Origin of the sequence: Ureibacillus yapensis (genome assembly GCF_003515775.1) — a bacterium.
GTDB lineage: Bacteria > Bacillota > Bacilli > Bacillales_A > Planococcaceae > Ureibacillus > Ureibacillus yapensis.
Genome location: NZ_QWEI01000013.1, coordinates 1 through 16,576, shown reverse-complemented (window position 1 = coordinate 16,576; position 16,576 = coordinate 1). Strand labels below are relative to the sequence as shown.

At 40.9% G+C, this 16,576-nt stretch carries 17 protein-coding genes; 5 read left to right on the top strand and 12 right to left on the bottom strand.

What is annotated here, in order from left to right:
- Positions 1 to 54 precede the first annotated feature (54 nt).
- Positions 55 to 339 (bottom strand): co-chaperone GroES, encoded by a 285-nt coding sequence (gene groES, locus D1B33_RS16730; RefSeq protein WP_118877556.1) that lies wholly within the window; start codon positions 337 to 339, stop codon positions 55 to 57.
- Between the two features lie 356 nt (positions 340 to 695).
- Here groES and D1B33_RS16725 point away from each other — a divergent pair, with 356 nt between their 5' ends.
- On the top strand, positions 696 to 1,328 hold the full coding sequence (locus D1B33_RS16725; protein WP_233549517.1) for a CPBP family intramembrane glutamic endopeptidase: 633 nt from the start codon (positions 696 to 698) through the stop codon (positions 1,326 to 1,328).
- Positions 1,329 to 1,390: 62 nt separating this feature from the next.
- Here the strand turns inward: D1B33_RS16725 and tatC are convergent, their stop codons facing one another.
- The 3 genes from tatC to D1B33_RS16710 all read right to left on the bottom strand — a co-directional run bounded on the left by tatC (position 1,391) and on the right by D1B33_RS16710 (position 3,172).
- The gene (tatC, locus tag D1B33_RS16720) at positions 1,391 to 2,218 is read right to left on the bottom strand and encodes a twin-arginine translocase subunit TatC (protein ID WP_118877554.1); all 828 of its coding nucleotides are present in this window, start codon (positions 2,216 to 2,218) and stop codon (positions 1,391 to 1,393) included.
- A gap of 20 nt (positions 2,219 to 2,238) precedes the next feature.
- Positions 2,239 to 2,460, bottom strand: coding sequence for a twin-arginine translocase TatA/TatE family subunit (locus D1B33_RS16715; protein ID WP_118877553.1), 222 nt, complete (start codon positions 2,458 to 2,460; stop codon positions 2,239 to 2,241).
- Between the two features lie 79 nt (positions 2,461 to 2,539).
- Positions 2,540 to 3,172, bottom strand: coding sequence for a redox-sensing transcriptional repressor Rex (locus D1B33_RS16710; RefSeq protein ID WP_118877552.1), 633 nt, complete (start codon positions 3,170 to 3,172; stop codon positions 2,540 to 2,542).
- A gap of 217 nt (positions 3,173 to 3,389) precedes the next feature.
- Here D1B33_RS16710 and D1B33_RS16705 point away from each other — a divergent pair, with 217 nt between their 5' ends.
- Positions 3,390 to 5,348 carry an ABC-F family ATP-binding cassette domain-containing protein gene (locus D1B33_RS16705; RefSeq protein WP_118877551.1) on the top strand — a complete coding sequence of 653 codons (1,959 nt, stop codon included), beginning with the start codon at positions 3,390 to 3,392 and terminating at the stop codon, positions 5,346 to 5,348.
- 475 nt (positions 5,349 to 5,823) lie between these two features.
- Here D1B33_RS16705 and tsaD read toward each other — a convergent pair whose 3' ends face one another.
- The 8 genes from tsaD to D1B33_RS16665 all read right to left on the bottom strand — a co-directional run bounded on the left by tsaD (position 5,824) and on the right by D1B33_RS16665 (position 12,506).
- A complete protein-coding gene (gene tsaD / locus D1B33_RS16700; RefSeq protein ID WP_118877550.1) occupies positions 5,824 to 6,840 on the bottom strand; it encodes a tRNA (adenosine(37)-N6)-threonylcarbamoyltransferase complex transferase subunit TsaD in 1,017 nt (338 codons plus the stop codon).
- The gene (gene rimI / locus D1B33_RS16695; RefSeq protein WP_118877549.1) at positions 6,837 to 7,283 is read right to left on the bottom strand and encodes a ribosomal protein S18-alanine N-acetyltransferase; all 447 of its coding nucleotides are present in this window, start codon (positions 7,281 to 7,283) and stop codon (positions 6,837 to 6,839) included. The genes tsaD and rimI overlap by 4 nt, the downstream gene beginning before the upstream one ends.
- Positions 7,284 to 7,285: 2 nt before the next feature.
- Positions 7,286 to 7,987: a tRNA (adenosine(37)-N6)-threonylcarbamoyltransferase complex dimerization subunit type 1 TsaB gene (gene tsaB / locus D1B33_RS16690; RefSeq protein ID WP_118877548.1), complete on the bottom strand. Its 702-nt coding sequence runs from the start codon at positions 7,985 to 7,987 to the stop codon at positions 7,286 to 7,288.
- A complete protein-coding gene (gene tsaE / locus D1B33_RS16685) occupies positions 7,984 to 8,436 on the bottom strand; it encodes a tRNA (adenosine(37)-N6)-threonylcarbamoyltransferase complex ATPase subunit type 1 TsaE (RefSeq protein WP_118877547.1) in 453 nt (150 codons plus the stop codon). The genes tsaB and tsaE overlap by 4 nt, the downstream gene beginning before the upstream one ends.
- A gap of 96 nt (positions 8,437 to 8,532) precedes the next feature.
- A complete protein-coding gene (locus tag D1B33_RS16680) occupies positions 8,533 to 8,889 on the bottom strand; it encodes a hypothetical protein (protein WP_118877546.1) in 357 nt (118 codons plus the stop codon).
- A gap of 137 nt (positions 8,890 to 9,026) precedes the next feature.
- Positions 9,027 to 10,406 (bottom strand): MFS transporter, encoded by a 1,380-nt coding sequence (locus tag D1B33_RS16675; RefSeq protein WP_118877545.1) that lies wholly within the window; start codon positions 10,404 to 10,406, stop codon positions 9,027 to 9,029.
- A gap of 83 nt (positions 10,407 to 10,489) precedes the next feature.
- Positions 10,490 to 11,452 (bottom strand): phosphotriesterase family protein, encoded by a 963-nt coding sequence (locus D1B33_RS16670; RefSeq protein ID WP_118877544.1) that lies wholly within the window; start codon positions 11,450 to 11,452, stop codon positions 10,490 to 10,492.
- Between the two features lie 19 nt (positions 11,453 to 11,471).
- The gene (locus D1B33_RS16665; protein ID WP_118877543.1) at positions 11,472 to 12,506 is read right to left on the bottom strand and encodes a phosphotriesterase family protein; all 1,035 of its coding nucleotides are present in this window, start codon (positions 12,504 to 12,506) and stop codon (positions 11,472 to 11,474) included.
- Between the two features lie 207 nt (positions 12,507 to 12,713).
- On the opposite strand from D1B33_RS16665, the gene D1B33_RS16660 reads away from it, so the two are divergent.
- From D1B33_RS16660 to D1B33_RS16650, 3 genes are all read left to right on the top strand, one after another.
- Entirely contained in the window at positions 12,714 to 13,619 is a 906-nt protein-coding gene (locus D1B33_RS16660) for a LysR family transcriptional regulator (protein WP_158583011.1), read from the top strand.
- Positions 13,620 to 13,751: 132 nt separating this feature from the next.
- Complete coding sequence (locus D1B33_RS16655; protein ID WP_118877541.1) at positions 13,752 to 15,293, top strand: hypothetical protein; 1,542 nt, start codon at positions 13,752 to 13,754, stop codon at positions 15,291 to 15,293.
- Positions 15,294 to 15,317: 24 nt separating this feature from the next.
- Complete coding sequence (locus D1B33_RS16650; protein WP_118877540.1) at positions 15,318 to 15,905, top strand: hypothetical protein; 588 nt, start codon at positions 15,318 to 15,320, stop codon at positions 15,903 to 15,905.
- The last annotated feature ends 671 nt before the right edge of the window (positions 15,906 to 16,576 follow it).

Sequence of the window (16,576 nt, the reverse complement as noted above, 5' to 3'; positions counted from 1 at the left end):
AAGTTGTTATGGGCGCTCTTATTGCTTAAGATTCATTTTATGTTTAATAGGGTATTAGCCAATTACGGCTAGTACATCATTTTCGCGAAGAATTAAGTATTCTTTGCCTTCGTATTTCACTTCTGTGCCTGAGTATTTAGAGAAGATAATGCGATCTCCTTCTTTTACGTCAAGCTCGACGCGTGTGCCGTTATCTAGTACACGACCAGTTCCTACAGCAATTACATTACCTTCTGACGGCTTTTCTTTTGCTGAATCTGGAAGTACTAGTCCTGATGCTGTTTTTTCTTCCACCTCAACTAGTTCGATAATGATACGATCACCTAATGGTCTTAACAAGTGAAACAACCTCCTACAAATTGTAATTTATATAACTTTATTAGCACTCTCTCCATATGAGTGCTAACACAATTATTATAATAATGAATTGATTCTGTTTTTGCAAGTATGAAGCGCAAAAAAATTTTGTTTTCTTTCCATATTCCTCTACAATAAAAGAGAAGTGAAATTATGCACTATTTCTTCAATGCCTGTGATAGTTTAGCATCATCCGGCAGGTTTTAAACAATTCGCTTTAGAAAGAGGGATTATTTCTGAGTACGCCAACCAAAATTCAAACACAAAAAACAGCTTTCTATATTCTGCTTACCTACATAGCAGCCCAATTATCCGGGTTCCTATTATTAATTCAACCCGTGAGAGCATTCTTCCTTCAATTTTTTGAACAAGATGGAAATGAAGGCATTGCATTGGCAGGCTGGTGGTCTTCGGTCAGTTTTGCAATAGCCTTCTTAGTCTGTATATTCCTAATCTCTAAAAATAAGAACTTCTGGCATGTATTTAAGGGAGAAAAAGCATCAATTCCAGTTTCGATTGGCTGGGGGATCATCGGTTTTTTCCTTGTTTATCTTGGGCAAACAATAGGCGCTACAATTGAGTTGGCGCTTGGCATCGACTACGGTTCCGAAAACACGCAAAAAATCATGCAAGTGACTGAAATTGCGCCAATCATGATTCTGGCATCCGTTTTATTTGGACCCATTCTGGAAGAGTTCGTATTCCGTCGCGTGGTGTTTGGCTCATTAGTCCAAACGCAAAGTTTTTGGGTTTCCGCCATCATCAGCAGTATTGTCTTTGCCCTAATCCATTTAGATTTTTCACACATTATTTTATATACGATCAGCGGTTTTATTTTTGCCTTCCTTTACTACAAGACGAAAAGGTTGCTTACATCGATTATTGCACACATGATGTTAAATGGCTTCGTGACCATTATTCAAATGAATGCAGACAAGCTGCAGCAAATCACCGATCAGCTGCCGAAGTAATAAAAAAGCCTATTTTCATCGGAAAATTCCCGAATGAAAATAGGCTTTAATTTTATTTAAATTTAATTTTGCTTGGTCATTTCTTCTATTTGACGTTGTTGTTCAGCCAAAAGCTCTTCCACCTGATTTTTCTGTTCCTGTTCTTTTTCTTCTTGTATGCGAATTGCTTCGGCAGCCTGGTATTTTTTATAGCCAATCCGCGCTATGAAAATACTAATCTCATAAAGAACGAATAAAGGGATTGAAATCAGTATGTACGAAATGAGATCAGGCGGCGCCACTAAAACAGCCACTACAAAAAGAACAAAATAAGAATATTTACGGAACTTAACCATAAGACTCGGATCCAGAATTCCAATTCGAGCCAAGAAAAGCGTCACGACCGGCAATTCAAAGATTAAACCGAATGGCACGACCAGCTTAAACAAAAAGCCAAAATACTCGTTAATTCCTATCGTTTGCTGAATGTCGAGTTCGTTCGATAGATTCATCATAAAGTTCATAACATTTGGAAATAGAATATAATAGCCAAATGCCAGTCCAACAATGAACAGCACGAATGCATATGGAATGTATTTCAAAGTCGCCTTGCGTTCGGTTTCATGCAAGCCGGGCGTGATGAATGCCCAAAGCTGATACAGAATAAGCGGTGATGTAATGATAAATGCCACGATAAATGTTACTTCCAAATAGACAGTAAGCGGGTCGCCTACATTGAAAGCATTCAACGTTAATTGCTGCGCTTGTTCGCCATATTGAATATATTTAATAATCGGCTTAGCTAAATAAAAGCTCACAATTAATGCAAGAACGAAGAAGACGGCACAAAGCAGCAGTCGTTTTCTTAGTTCTTCTATATGTTCAATAACAGTGAGTTCTTTTGGATTCATAAAAAATAGACATCCTTAACTTACTTGTTTTCTTTATCTGAATCTTTTTGTTCAATGACAGAGACATTTTTCTTTTCGTCTTCTTCATCCAATAACCCACTTGTTCCTTTTTTGAACTCACGAAGAGTTGTACCCATCGCTCTTCCTAATTCAGGCAATTTCTTCGGTCCAAAAATCAATAGGGCTACTACACAAATAATAACTACGGCAAATGGTGATATTGCATTTAAATGCACAACCATTGTAGCCACCTCCTCTATTATATGTATATTTTAGCGCATCTTGTTGAAATTTGCCATTAGATAATGAAACAACTTCCTATTAATCGCTATTGCGAATTAAATAGATTAACGCTTCCAATTCAACCGATAAATCAATATTAAGAAGCTTCAGAGAATCCGGTACATTTAAGCGCACGGGTGTAAAGTTTAAAATCCCTTTTGCATCGATTGCGACCAAACGATCTGCCATGATTTGGGCCGACCGGGAAGACACCGTCAGGATTGCAAGCTCCGCATGATAGGCATGATACATTTCCTCCAGGCGGTCCGGATGATAGACAGGAATGCCGTTAATTTCGGTTCCTTCTTGCGGCGCTTTTGAGTCGAATGCTACCACAATCCGCGTGTTATGGTTTTTTTGGAAATTATATTTCAAAAATGCATTCCCCAAGTTCCCTACACCAATTAATGCAACATTCGCCCCTTCGTCTTGATCCAGTGTTTGTCTGAAAAACTCAAGCAAATATAATACATCGTATCCATATCCCTTTTTGCCCAACGCACCAAAATAGGAGAAGTCTCTTCGAATCGTGGCTGAGTCGATTTTCATCGCTTCGCTTAATTCTTGCGAGGAAATTCTCCGTTTCCCTTCATTGGCGAAGTTTTGCAAAAAGCGATAATAGAGAGGAAGTCTTTTGGTTGTTGCTTGAGGAATTTTCAAATCATGTTTCACTCATTTTCCTCCTATCTATTCCCCTCATCATTTTTTATTATTATACACTTGTATATAACCTATTTACCAAGGCATATTTGCGACAGTTACAGTTTTTTGTTCAAAAATGGCAGAAATTGTTTTCATATTACTAAACATGCTCAAATATGTAAAGCACCCTCATTGCGAAGCCATTCCTCTTCCATTAAACTAGAAATAAGTGAACTGAGGTGTAAAAATGATTGTCTTACAAGTAAATCAATTATATAAATCTTTTGTGACAGATGAAATACTCAGCGGAGTAAAGTTGGAAGTCCAGCATAGAGATCGCGTGGCATTAGTGGGCCGCAATGGTGCAGGAAAATCCACTTTGCTTAAAATTATCGCCGGCCAACTGTCGTACGATTCCGGCGAAATTATCATTCCAAAAGATGTGAAAGTCGGCTATTTGGAACAACATGCCGGACTGGAATCCTCATTATCCATCTGGGATGAAATGATGACCATTTTCGCCGAATTAAAGAATCAAGAAGCTGCGCTGCGTTCTCTTGAACAACGAATGGCCGATCCAGCTGTTTACGAAAATGCCGAAAACTACGCTCGCATCATGGCTGACTATGACCAATTGCAGCATGATTTTAAAGATGCTGGGGGCTATCAGTATGAAGCGGATACTCGTTCGGTCCTCCATGGAATGCAGTTCTTTCCGGAAGATTACGATAAACCGATTGCTTCCCTTTCCGGCGGGCAGCGCACACGCCTGGCTTTGGCTAAACTTTTATTAAGCAAACCGGATCTATTAATATTGGACGAGCCGACCAACCATTTGGATATTGAAACATTAAGCTGGCTGGAAAACTATTTGAAAGGTTATGAAGGTGCGATTCTAATCGTCTCCCACGACCGCTATTTCCTTGACCAGGTGGTTTCTACCGTTTACGAAGTTTCCAGAACGCATGTAACAAAATATGTTGGAAATTATAGTGCCTACTTAGATGAAAAAGCCAAAAACTATGAGCGCGACATGAAAATGTTTGAACGGCAGCAAGATGAAAAAGCAAAACTTGAAGCATTTATTCAAAAAAATATTGCCCGCGCATCGACAACAAAAATGGCCCAAAGCCGCAGAAAGGTTCTCGAACGCACACAATGGATGGATGCGCCCGATGGAGACGAAGCTTCAGCGAATTTCGGCTTTACCATCGAACGCCAGAGTGGAAACGATGTGCTCTCTGTTGATAACTTGAGCATCGGATATGAAGGAAAAACAATCTCTAAAAACATTCAAATGCGCATCTTCCGCGAAGACCGAATTGCCTTGGTTGGCCCGAATGGCGTCGGGAAGTCTACCTTACTAAAAACGATTATTAAAGATTTGCCGATTCAATCAGGGGATATTCGTTACGGAACAAACGTGAAAATCGGCTACTATGACCAAGAACAAGCGAAACTGACAGGCAATAAAACCATTCTGCATGAATTATGGGATGAATGGCCGCTGTTAAATGAAAAAGAGATCCGTACTGTGCTGGGGCGCTTTCTATTTAGCGGCGATGACGTTCTAAAACCGGTAAATTCATTATCGGGCGGAGAAAAAGCACGGCTTGCCCTCGCCAAGTTGATGATGCAAAAAGCCAATTTGCTCGTGCTGGATGAGCCGACGAACCACCTTGATCTGGATAGCAAGGAAGTGTTGGAAAATGCGTTGATTGATTATCCGGGAACCTTGCTGTTCGTATCGCATGACCGTTATTTTATCAACCGCATCGCAACAAAGGTGATTGAATTGTCGGAAACCGGCTCTTTTGAATATTTAGGCGACTATGATTATTACTTGGAGAAAAAGCAGGAACTCGAAGAATTGGCGCAGATGAAATTGGCAGCGCAAAAGAATGCATCGAAAACTGCTGCAGAGGCTGCTCCAATTAAAGGCTCTACTTCCCAAATCGATAAAGAGGCGAAAAAACGGGAGCGGCAAATCCGGCGAACAGTTGAAGAGCTCGAGAACAAAATGGCCAGCTTAAGTGAATCGATGGCTGTGATTGAAGCAAAGCTTTGTGAACCGGAAATCTTCAAAGATCATGAAAAAGTCGTGAGCTATCAAAGTGAATTGGATTCTTTCAAGTTAGAACATGATGAACTTGAAATGCAGTGGCTGGAACTGAATGAAGAACTGGACAATATTATTTCATCATAATAGATATGTTGTAATACCATGTGCATATGTACATGGTATTTTTATTATTCATGATTCCTTTACATATATCTTGGTCAATAGACAAATTTCGATAAAATATCTCCACAATTTTATTCACAGCAATAGTTTAGTAATATCAACATATCAACACACTTTTCCACATTATCCACAATTAAAAAAATTATTATCCACATACCTGTGTGTAAAAACTAACACAATATATAGTTTTACCACATTTTATCCACAACTTATGCACATTTTGTGCATAAGTACGAATGTTCGTATTGACATTTTGCTAAAAATATTGTTCACCTGTGGATAAGTTTTCAGAAAAATTTTACAAAAGCTAGCAAGCTACCGAACAGTAAGGATGTTATACTAGAAAACTCATCTTAACCAACCTACTTGGGGATAAATAATTATTATTTTGAGTAGAAAAAAAGCTGTTCCAAACCACTGGAAACAGCTAAAAGTTTTATATCCAACTTTTTAATTCTTTGCCCGGAAGTCCGTTCATCGCCAGATTTCCGCGCACCCCCGCATTATACATATGAGCAGCTGCAGCCCCGATCATCGCTGCATTATCTGTGCAAAGTTTTAAAGGAGGCACGGTGAAAGCAATCCCTTCTTGCTCAAACGCCTTTTCCAAACTTTCTCTTAACCCTTTGTTCGCAGATACACCGCCGGCTGCAATGACCTGTTTCACCTTGTATTCTCGGGCAGCTCTTACTGTTTTCTTCGTCAATACTTCTACCACACTATCCTGGAAACCTTTTGCGACTTTTTCAGGAATAATTTCTTCCCCACGCTGCTCCAAATTGTGTTTATAATTAATAACTGCTGATTTCAATCCGCTAAAGCTAAAATCATAGGAATCTTCTTCAAGCCAAGCACGAGGGAAATCAATGCCTTCTGTTGCTTCGTGCGCCATACGGTCAATATGCGGTCCGCCCGGGTATGGCATTTTGAGTACACGCGCTACTTTATCATAAGCCTCACCAGCTGCATCATCTCTCGTTTCGCCAATCACTTCAAAACTTCCATGTTCTTTCATGAATACTAATTCTGTATGGCCGCCTGATACAACAAGGGCCAATAACGGAAACTGCAGTGGTTCCACCAATGCATTTGCATAGATATGCCCCGCAATATGATGGACCGGAATTAAAGGCAAACCATGTACAAAGGCAAATGCTTTTGCTGCATTGATTCCGATCAATAATGCACCGACCAATCCAGGTCCTTCGGTAACAGCAACTGCCGTCAGATCAGAAGGCTGCATATTGGCGTCTTTTAATGTTTCTTCTATCACGATTGTTATTTGTTCCACATGATGGCGTGATGCAATTTCCGGCACCACTCCGCCAAATCGCTTTTGGCTTTCAATTTGGGAAGCAACTACATTTGATACGATTTCTGTTCCATTTCTGATGATTGCAGCTGCCGTTTCATCACAGCTGGTTTCAATGGCTAATATATATTGTTCATTCATTTTAAGTTCACCCACATTACAAGAGCATCCTCTTGATTATCTGTATAATAAGCTTTTCGAATTCCGCCGTCCTGGAACCCGAGCTTTCGATAAAGATTTTGTGCGACCACATTCGAAACCCGCACTTCCAGACTCATGACATCAATATCATGGTCTTTTGCGATGTTCATTGCTTCTCGCATTAGTCCTTCTCCGATTCCAAGACCACGCGCCGATTCAATTACTGCAACATTCGTAATTTGAGCTGCATCGATGACCAACCACATTCCGCAAAAACCAATAATATGGTGTTCCTCATTTTCCGCAACGAGATAGTGAGCAAATTGATTTTCCCTCATTTCATAATGAAAGGAATCCAGCGTCCAAGGCGTTGGGAAAGAAGCTAGTTCAATGGCATGGACAGCCTCGACATCCTCCGCGGTCATTCTACGATAATGTACCATTTCTATTGCCCCTTTTTCTGTTCCTTGACCCACTCTGCTTCCGCCTGTGCCAATCGGTGATATTGGGGGACAAAATGGTGGACTGCTTCTACACTTGGCAGCGGTTGTTTTTGCGCTAATTCAATTAAATGGGATGCACGTGGCAAAGCCAATGAATTGGGCGCAAAGTGTGCCCGGTCGCCTAAATGCTCGATGATAATCTCTTTGAAAATTGCTGCATCCATCCCGACAAAAAATACAGGTTCGTTTAAATGCTGCAAAGTCTCCAACAATTCTGCGATGGAATAATGGCCGTCTTTTATAACCGTCTCCAATTGGGAGCCACGGTAAGCGGCAGCATAGACATTTTGTCTTCTTGCATCAAATAGAGTACATATCACCCCGTTAAATGTAGATGCGTTTGCCGCCAACACCTGCAAGCTCGAAATCCCTACCAAAGGTTTCTTTAGGGACCATGCCAATGTTTTCGCAATGGTTACACCGATTCGAAGCCCCGTATAGGAACCTGGTCCTTCCGCGACAGCTATGGCATCTAGGTCCGCTGGTTTTAAGTTTGCTTTCTGGCAAAGCTCCTCTATTGCGGGCATTACGGTTACCGAATGGGTAAGCTTTAAGTTTTGCACTACTTCTGCTAATAGTTGTCCATCTTTCACAATTGCGATGGAAAGTGGCGAATTCGATGTTTCAATTCCTAACCAAATCATTTCAATAACTCCTCGCACAATCGTTCGTAACGCTCTCCGATTGGTTTAAATACAAATTTTCTTGCGTGATCATCCACTCTGTAAATTTCGATTGCCAGCCGTTCATCCGGTAAATCGTCCTCGATTAAATGAGCCCATTCCACCACGGTTACGGCCTCGCCATAGAAAATTTCTTCCCAGCCAAGATCCTCGTCGCTATCTTCAAGCCGATAAACATCCAGATGATTGAATGGCAGTCTTCCTTCATATTGTTTCATGATCGTAAAAGTTGGGCTGTTGACCGTTCTTGTAATGCCCAATCCTTTTGCAAGCGCTTGAGTAAATGTCGTTTTGCCGGCTCCCAGGTCCCCTTCCAGTGTAATGGTATCTTGAGGGCCTAATACTCTTGCCAGCGCAAATGCCAAGTTTTGTGTTTCCTCTAAGGATAGTACGTTTTTTTCAAATATCATGTTAACCGAATCCTCTCATCACATTACCTTAAGTTTACCCAAATATAGTTAAATGTTCAAAGTCTGTACCTTGCGTCTTCTATTTTACAGCAGAATTTATTCGGTTTGATGGTCAATGCTTTTGATTATTGCTTTCTTTTGGAGTTTTCCTTCTTGAAAGTGCATTTCATAACGTTGAGTCAAAAGGATTTCATCTTCCCATATATATACCCCTTCGGCAACTCGTTGTCCTTGTCCCTTCGCAGCTTTCGCTACATCCCAATACGACATGCCCTGTTTTACTTTGGAAAATTCGTCTTCATTCATATGCTTCTGCCAGTGAAATGCATTCAACTCTTCAAGATCATAATATTTATTTACGTTACTATCCCATTGTGCCACAAGGGCGACGCATGCAGAAAATAAAATAAATGCCCATGCCAGCAAATTTCTTCGGAACCTTTTTTCTCTCATAAAATCACCCCGGAAAAAATCCATTATTCCCAATCTATTAATGGAAGCCCGTTAACATGTGATTTTTAGATAAAAAAAAGCCCATATAAAGCAAGCTTTACATGAGCGAAGAGACTTTTATAATTTGATTCCTATGATCAAACTTTGACTTCATATGCTTTTCCCTGTTCATTTTGTTCCACTTTATTTCCTTCCGTTTCGCTGGCTTCTTTATTGAAATCGCCATATTTCAGAGGAACGAATGAGAATGCAATTGCCGCTATAATTCCCGGCACGGCAAAGGCAAAGAAATTCATTTCGACGGACAGATTAAGCTGCACTAGCAGGCCGCCAAATGTTGGCCCGATTATGGCACCAATCCTGCCGATCCCGGAAGCAAATCCGACAGCCGTAGAACGCATTAATGAAGGATAATATTGCGTTACAAACGAATAGGAGATATTTTGAGCTCCTGTTGTACAGGCTCCTGCTATGGCTACAAGCAGATATAAAACAACCATGTTCGCTTTAAATCCTAGAAGAGCCAAAGAAACGGCTGCCATGACAAACATCGGAACAAGTACCCTTTTCGCTCCGTATTTGTCGGCAAGGGACCCAAGAATCAGTGTTCCAATAATCGCCCCCACATTCAGGACAATCATAAAGCTTAAACTGGACCCAAGCTCATATCCTGCACTAAACATCAATTTTGGCAGCCAGGTATTAATCCCGTTTACCATTAACAAACACATGAAAAAGGCAATCCAGATCATTACCGTGCCAAGTGCCCGTTTATTCTTAAACAAGGCTGCAACAGGAGAGCCTGCATCCTCTTTCAGGGTGGATGTTTCAAACTTCATATCGGGCGTTAAAGACACTTTGGGATTTGCTTTTGTCAACGCGATACAAAGTTCATCCGTTTTCCCTTTTGCCAATAAAAGAGCCGGGGAATCATGCAAGAACTTATACAAGATGGGAATAAGCAAAACTGGAATGATGGAAATCCAATAGACACTTTTCCAACCCGTATGGGGAATGAAGTACATACCAGCCAGAGCTGCCAAAATTCCGCCTACGGGAAAAGAGATCATAACAATGGATACCATTTTGTTGCGAATGTCCTTTGGCGAGTAATCGGTAATCAGGGCAAGGACATTCGGCATAACGCCCCCAATCCCAATACCCGCAAGGAGTCGAAAGGCACCGAAACTGTTTGGCCCAGGAGCAAATGCACATAGAAATGTAAAAATGCTGAATAAGAATACACTGATGATCAACCCATTTTTTCGCCCAATCTTATCGGACAGAATTCCGAAAATAAAGGCTCCGACCATCATTCCGAGGGGCCCGTAACTGCCAATCGTGCCCGCTTGCACCGGTGACATGGACCATTCCTCCATCAATAGTGGGAGTACGGAACTATAGATCACAAGATCAAACATATCAAAGGTGATGATTACACAGCATGTAACCAATAAGAATAAATGAAAGCGGTTAAATTTCCCCTCATTTACTATGTCAATAATATTTGCTTTCATCAATTGCATCCCTCCATTTGTATAAATACGGCCAAAGCTTGTTTATTCTAGACATTCCAAACCGCACCCGGCAGGCTTATTTTTTAAACGAAAACAGGTGCTCGCATCGTTAGAATATTGGCAGGGTTGTGTACTAAAAGCTGTTCAATGATTCCCTCATCCACTCCTGCTTTACGAAGGTCCGGTATAAACTCCTCAAACAAATAATTAACAGAATGCCCTTCCACTCCCGGCCAGCCTAATGGCCAACAATTCGCATCCGCAGAAATGACGGCATTTTTTAAATAGCCTTTTTCAAGGAAGGACAGAAAATGCTGGATCCGTTCTTGACGGCCGCATGACCAATAAGGGGCATTTTCCAGCTCCGCATCATAGCCAATTGTATCGAATCCTACGTACCCGCCTCGCTTTGCAATCATGACATCGCGCTCTTCATCTACATCCGGTCCTATATCGGCATGCCCAATTATCGCTCGGTCTATCGAAAGCCCTTCCATTTCAAATAACTCCATTTGCCGCTCTGCGTTTGTTGATAAATGTGTGATTACGGGTACACCTGTTTTTGCAGCGGCTCTTGCAGCTGCACGATAAATGCGTTCATCCAATTCGCTTAAACCGCCACGGCTCACGCCCACTTTGACAGCCCCGGCCTTTGCGCTCGTCCCGTCAATTCCCACTGTAATTTCATGCACAAATAAATTGGTTAGATATTCAATCGATTTGTCGCGGAAATAAGGAAGTGCGGAATCACCTGCCACGAATCCCGTCACCGCAACGATATTGACGCCTGTTTTACGGGAAAGCACCTGAAAGTACGGGATATCCCGCCCGTTCCCTATGCCTGTGCAGTCAACAAAAGTTTTTCCGCCATGTTCCCGGAACCGCTGCAATTTCTGAATGGTTGTCTCAAACATTTCTTCCGCTTTGCTCCACCATTGTGTATCCAGATCACAACCCGGTAAACCAAATCCAATATGTTCATGAATCGCCGTTACTCCCAGCTCCTCCGTCGCTATTGTCCCTAAAACGGTATTAACCTTTCCCATTCCGCTTCACTCCTTGCCTTTAATTTTTGCTTGCTATTGTTTCTTTAATGGCCACTGCCACTTTGTCAACTGTCAGTACACGTAGCGGGTTTTTTGCTAATAATGAATGCACTTGTTCCTCATTCAATCCTGCTGCACGCAATAAAGGAACAAATGTGGACAGCAAATAATCGAATCCAACGCCATTAGCTTTATATCCTTTTGCCACTCCCACTGCATTGGTGGATAGCAGAACTTGATCACCCAAACCTTCTTCGAACAACTCCAAAATCAATCGAATCCGTTCCCCATCATTGACGTAACCTTCATCCTTCGTCCAACCAATATGGTCTAGGGCAACCATGGCCCCCTGTCGTGCAATGGCAATTGCTTCTTTTGCCTTAACTGCCTCAATGCGGTCAAGCCCTCCAATAATAATGCGGTTTGGAGCAAGTCCTTCATTTAGCAGGATGTTTAAATCATCCATCGCATTTGCTCCATATTGGACCGATACCGGCACCCCCGTTGCAAGAGCCGTTTGCGCGCATCCTCGGAAAAGGTTCTTCTCTATTTCCGTCAACCCATTCCGGCTGGCAATCGACGTTGCCATTCCCGCTGGACCTGAACGCTCTACTCGAGGCACAACAATCCCTTCCGTTACCTCTTTGGCGAATAAATCAGCAAATTGTTCAGCTTGCCATGGGATGGGAGGATTCTTTTGCGGCGTCAAAAAATACCCGCTCAGCAATGGTTCAGGCCCTAACCCTGTAGAGGCTACAATATTTATGCCTGTAGCTTTTGAAAGGGTTTCATAGAGCTTTACATTACGTCCATGAAACATACCGCCAGAATCCACGATCGTTTTTCCTCCCAGACGGCGAAATGCCAAAAGCTGACTTTTTAACGCTGCAAAAATCTCGCTTGTATCCATATCAACCTCTGGAGCAAGCTCTGCGCCTGGCAGCACAGATAGAAGCGACTCATGAATGAGTACAACCCCCAACTCCTGAGCAGAAATTGGACCAAGAACTGTCAAAACCACTTCTGAATCATTTTGTTCTAAATAACCCTGCATTTTATAGCCTCCAATCATATCTTTAGGATTCTGGTATACTCTTAAATTTTTCGTTTTCAATATTAAGACTGTAATAAAACAAAAAAGTGAATAAATAAAAAATAACATAATCAGAAAATTTGGAGAAATACAAAAAATGTTGCTATTCATACTTAAAAAATATAAATTATGTTAATATCCTAGAAAATAGAAATGAGGTGTCATGAAATGGAATTTAGGCGAATCAGATACTTTGCAACAATAGTAGAAGAAGGAAACATTTCTCTCGCTGCCAAAAAGCTCAATATGGCACAACCACCTTTAAGTCAGCAGTTAAAATTGCTGGAAGAAGAATTAAATATGAAACTATTGGAGCGGAATACAAGAAATTTAACTCTTACAGAAGAAGGAAAAGTGTTTTATGAAAAATCATTGGAAATTCTGGAAGTAGTGGAAAGAACGAAGCAAAGAATGAAGGAGATTTCCGAGGGCATTTCCGGAACATTGAACATCGGGATGATTCCCTCGTTGGGCGCAGAGCTATTGCCTGAAAAAATAAAAGATTTCTACCATCGATACCCGAAAGTGAAGTTTCAGATTTGGGAAGGGGATCCCAACCGGATAATGGAACTGCTTGAAAAACGGGTGATTGAAATAGGCATTGTCCGCCTCCCTATTGATTACGAACTTTTTGAAGCGATTAGCTTCCCCGAAGAACCATTCGTTGCCGTTATGAGCAAATCAATGGAAATTAATCAAGAATCGCAATCGATCAATTTGGTGGAGCTAAAGGATAAGCCGCTTATGCTTTTAAGAAGACATAAAGGAACATCGTCTTATACCGAATCAATCTACGTTGGGGATACATTAAAGAAGGCGTGCGCCAATCTTGGCTTTGAACCGAATATTATGTGTGAGAGCAGTGATTTAATGACATTGTTAACTTGGGCTAGTTATGATATCGGGATAGCGATTATTCCGAAATCGGCAGAAAAAACAATCCCGAACTCCAGTCTGCTCTTTAAACAAATCACCAATCCCGTCGTGATGGCAAGGCCGCCTGCCGTTATTTGGCTAAAAGGTCGGTATCTTTCTACCGTTGCAAAATTGTTTAAACAATATTTCGAGCACTAGTGGATTTATTACCACTCCTTAAATCGATTTATACTTTTATCATATAAGTAATAGACTAAATATATATTTCACGAATAAAAATTCTCGTGATAATATTTAGAAAAATCAATCTATTCAAGGAGATGGGATAAGATGTCTGTTTCAAGCAATGAGAAAGTTTTAAAAAATAAACCAAAATTTGATGTACCACCCCTTATTGAAAAACAAAAACCACGTTGTCCTCCGATGGTTAATATTACAAGCCCGGAACAATTGGTGCCATTTTTGGATGCCGTTGCAAAACGGCCTTATAACCATGGCTTGCATGCAGGCTGGGATCTAAAACCAGGTGAGCGCGTATTACTGCGAGTGGACAATTGGCACGACCCAATGGTAATTGAAGCGTGTAAAATGATTCTTGAGAAATATGAAACAAAATATGAAGTAATGCACGTCGATAAAGGTCCAATCGTTAAATGGAAAGGTCATAATGAAGTAGAATACTATTTGGCGAGAACAAAGGAACTTGCTGAATGGATGGATGAATGGGAAGAAATGGAGAAGGAAGGTAAATATGATAAGTTGCTATGGGGTTATGGCGGTCCGGTTTTACGCGCAAATAAAGTCCAAATTCAGCGTATGCCGTTCATCACACCAGAGTTAACTGCTTCCCCAGCCCATACGATGCCTTATGAAATAATTCAGGCGATTGATGAATGGACTTGGAAAAAAATCCGTAATGCCCGCCGTATCCGCATTGTTGATCCTGAAGGTACAGATTTAACGTATACAAATCATGATGAATATTGGGATGAAAACAGAGAATTTTATAACCCAAAATTAGTAGATACATTCTATAAAGGAAATGAAGAATTCGGAAAAACTTATTTGCCAGGCCACGTATTGGGCAGACCATGGATGTTCTTGCCAAACGAAGATGCTACTGGTGTGATTGCCGGCACAAGCAACCATATCGGTCCAGTACCATGGATTTCCATGGATGTAGTAAATGGAAAAATCACTGAAATCCACGAAGGCGGCGAATTTGGCGATAAGCTTCGTAAAGTAAAAGCAGAAACGGATCATTTACAATACCCAGGATTCCCTGACAAAGGATTATTCAGATGGTGGGAAGCATCCATCGGTACAAACCCGCACATTCATCGCCCAAGAAAAGGCTTTTTAAATGGCTGGTTAAACTGTCTGTATGAAAGAATGCGCAGTGGTGTCATCCATTTAGGTTTCGGCACAGTTATTTCAAGCTCCGCTGAACGTGAAGCCGCAAACCAGGGCTTGCCGGTAGGTCACTGGCATGTACATCTTTACTTCCCTACCGTGACTACCGAGACGCTTGATGGAGGAACGGATATGATTATCCAAGATGGACATTTACTTGCATTGGATGATCCTGAAATCCGTGCAATTGCTGCAAAATACGGCGACCCTGATTTGTTATTGGCAGAGTCTTGGATTCCAGCTGTACCTGGTCTGAACATGGGTGGCGATTATTGGGAGCATTATGCAAAAGATCCTGAGGATTGGGTATTAACAGAATTAAATATTTGCGAAAATTATCATCCATTATTCATGAGTATGGTTGGCGCAGATCCGAAATACTGCAATAATCCATTATGGAAATTGCCAAGCGAAAAAGAAAATGATAATGGAGCTTGTTCTTGTGGGGGGCACCACTAGTTCGGATTAGGAGGCGTGATGATCATGAAACTAGTTTTGCAATTCATTGTCCTGCTAATAATTGTTTTATCTACAGCCACAATTTACTTTAAGATTTTCGCATCACGGCATAAGGTATCCTGCAATACGGTCATGCTGGCAGCAATGGTGCTCAGTACAATGAGCGGCCTGATTATGGGAACGATTCTTGCTCTTACCCAGCCTTTTTCATTAAACAGTATCCTTTCCATGATTATCGCGATCAGTATCGGTCTAATTCTGGGCGCCATGTTTAACTTAATGACGACCATTGAAGGTATGGCCGGCGGAATTATGGGTGGATTAATGGGAGCCATGCTTGGAGAGATGCTTGATTCGACCTATATCTATATCCTTAGTTTGGTCTTAATCTTGCTGATGGGTGTTATGACTATCTTAATGATTAAACAAATAAAACAAGAAGGACAATCGGTAATGCCCCAAGAGCCAACTATTCAAAAGAATAGTTCTCTTAACAGACTGTCTCTAATTATTACTTGTGTTGGGCTGCTGTTATTTTCAGGAATTCTGCTGGGAACTAGTTCTCCCACTAATAGCAATATGAATCAAGATCACCATTCACATCATCAGTAGAAAAGTGAAGTGCAAGTCTCGGATAAATGCATTGACCGAGACTTGCATTTTTTTATTGTTATTAAGTGATATGTATTCGAGGAATAAAGGCGTTTCCTGTTTTGTGTGTTGGTTTAGAGAATTTGTGCTTTATGCAAAGGTGGCTAATAGAGTCTTTTTTGGAGTTGCTGAAGACACTTTTTTTAGATTACTGTTAATCAAAACATATTTTTATGAGTTTGCTTCAAATTTAACTTTAGATGTTTTCTAATCGAGTGTTTTTCTTCTGGATTGCTGAAGACACTTCATTAGATTTCTGCTAATCAAGTATTTTTACACCAGTTTGCTTCCAACGCTGCTTTAGATGCTTTCTAATCGAGTGTTTTTCTTCAGTATTGCTTCAAATGCTTCTTAAGATCACCGCTAATCAAACATTTTCCCCGAGTTTACTTCAAACGGTACTTTAGAAGCCTTCTCTTCTATTCGACTGTTTTTCCATGATCTCATTCCAAATGGGTGTTTAGAGGTTCTCTATTCTACCATTTTTGCTTAAATTAACTTTAAACCGTCTTTTAGAAGCTCTCTATTCGACCGTTTTCTCTTCTTTCGATTTCAAACCGGCTTTTTAGACGCTTTATATTTCTTATTAATAATAAAAAAACCGCTGAATATCAGCGGTTTTCATGTGCCTA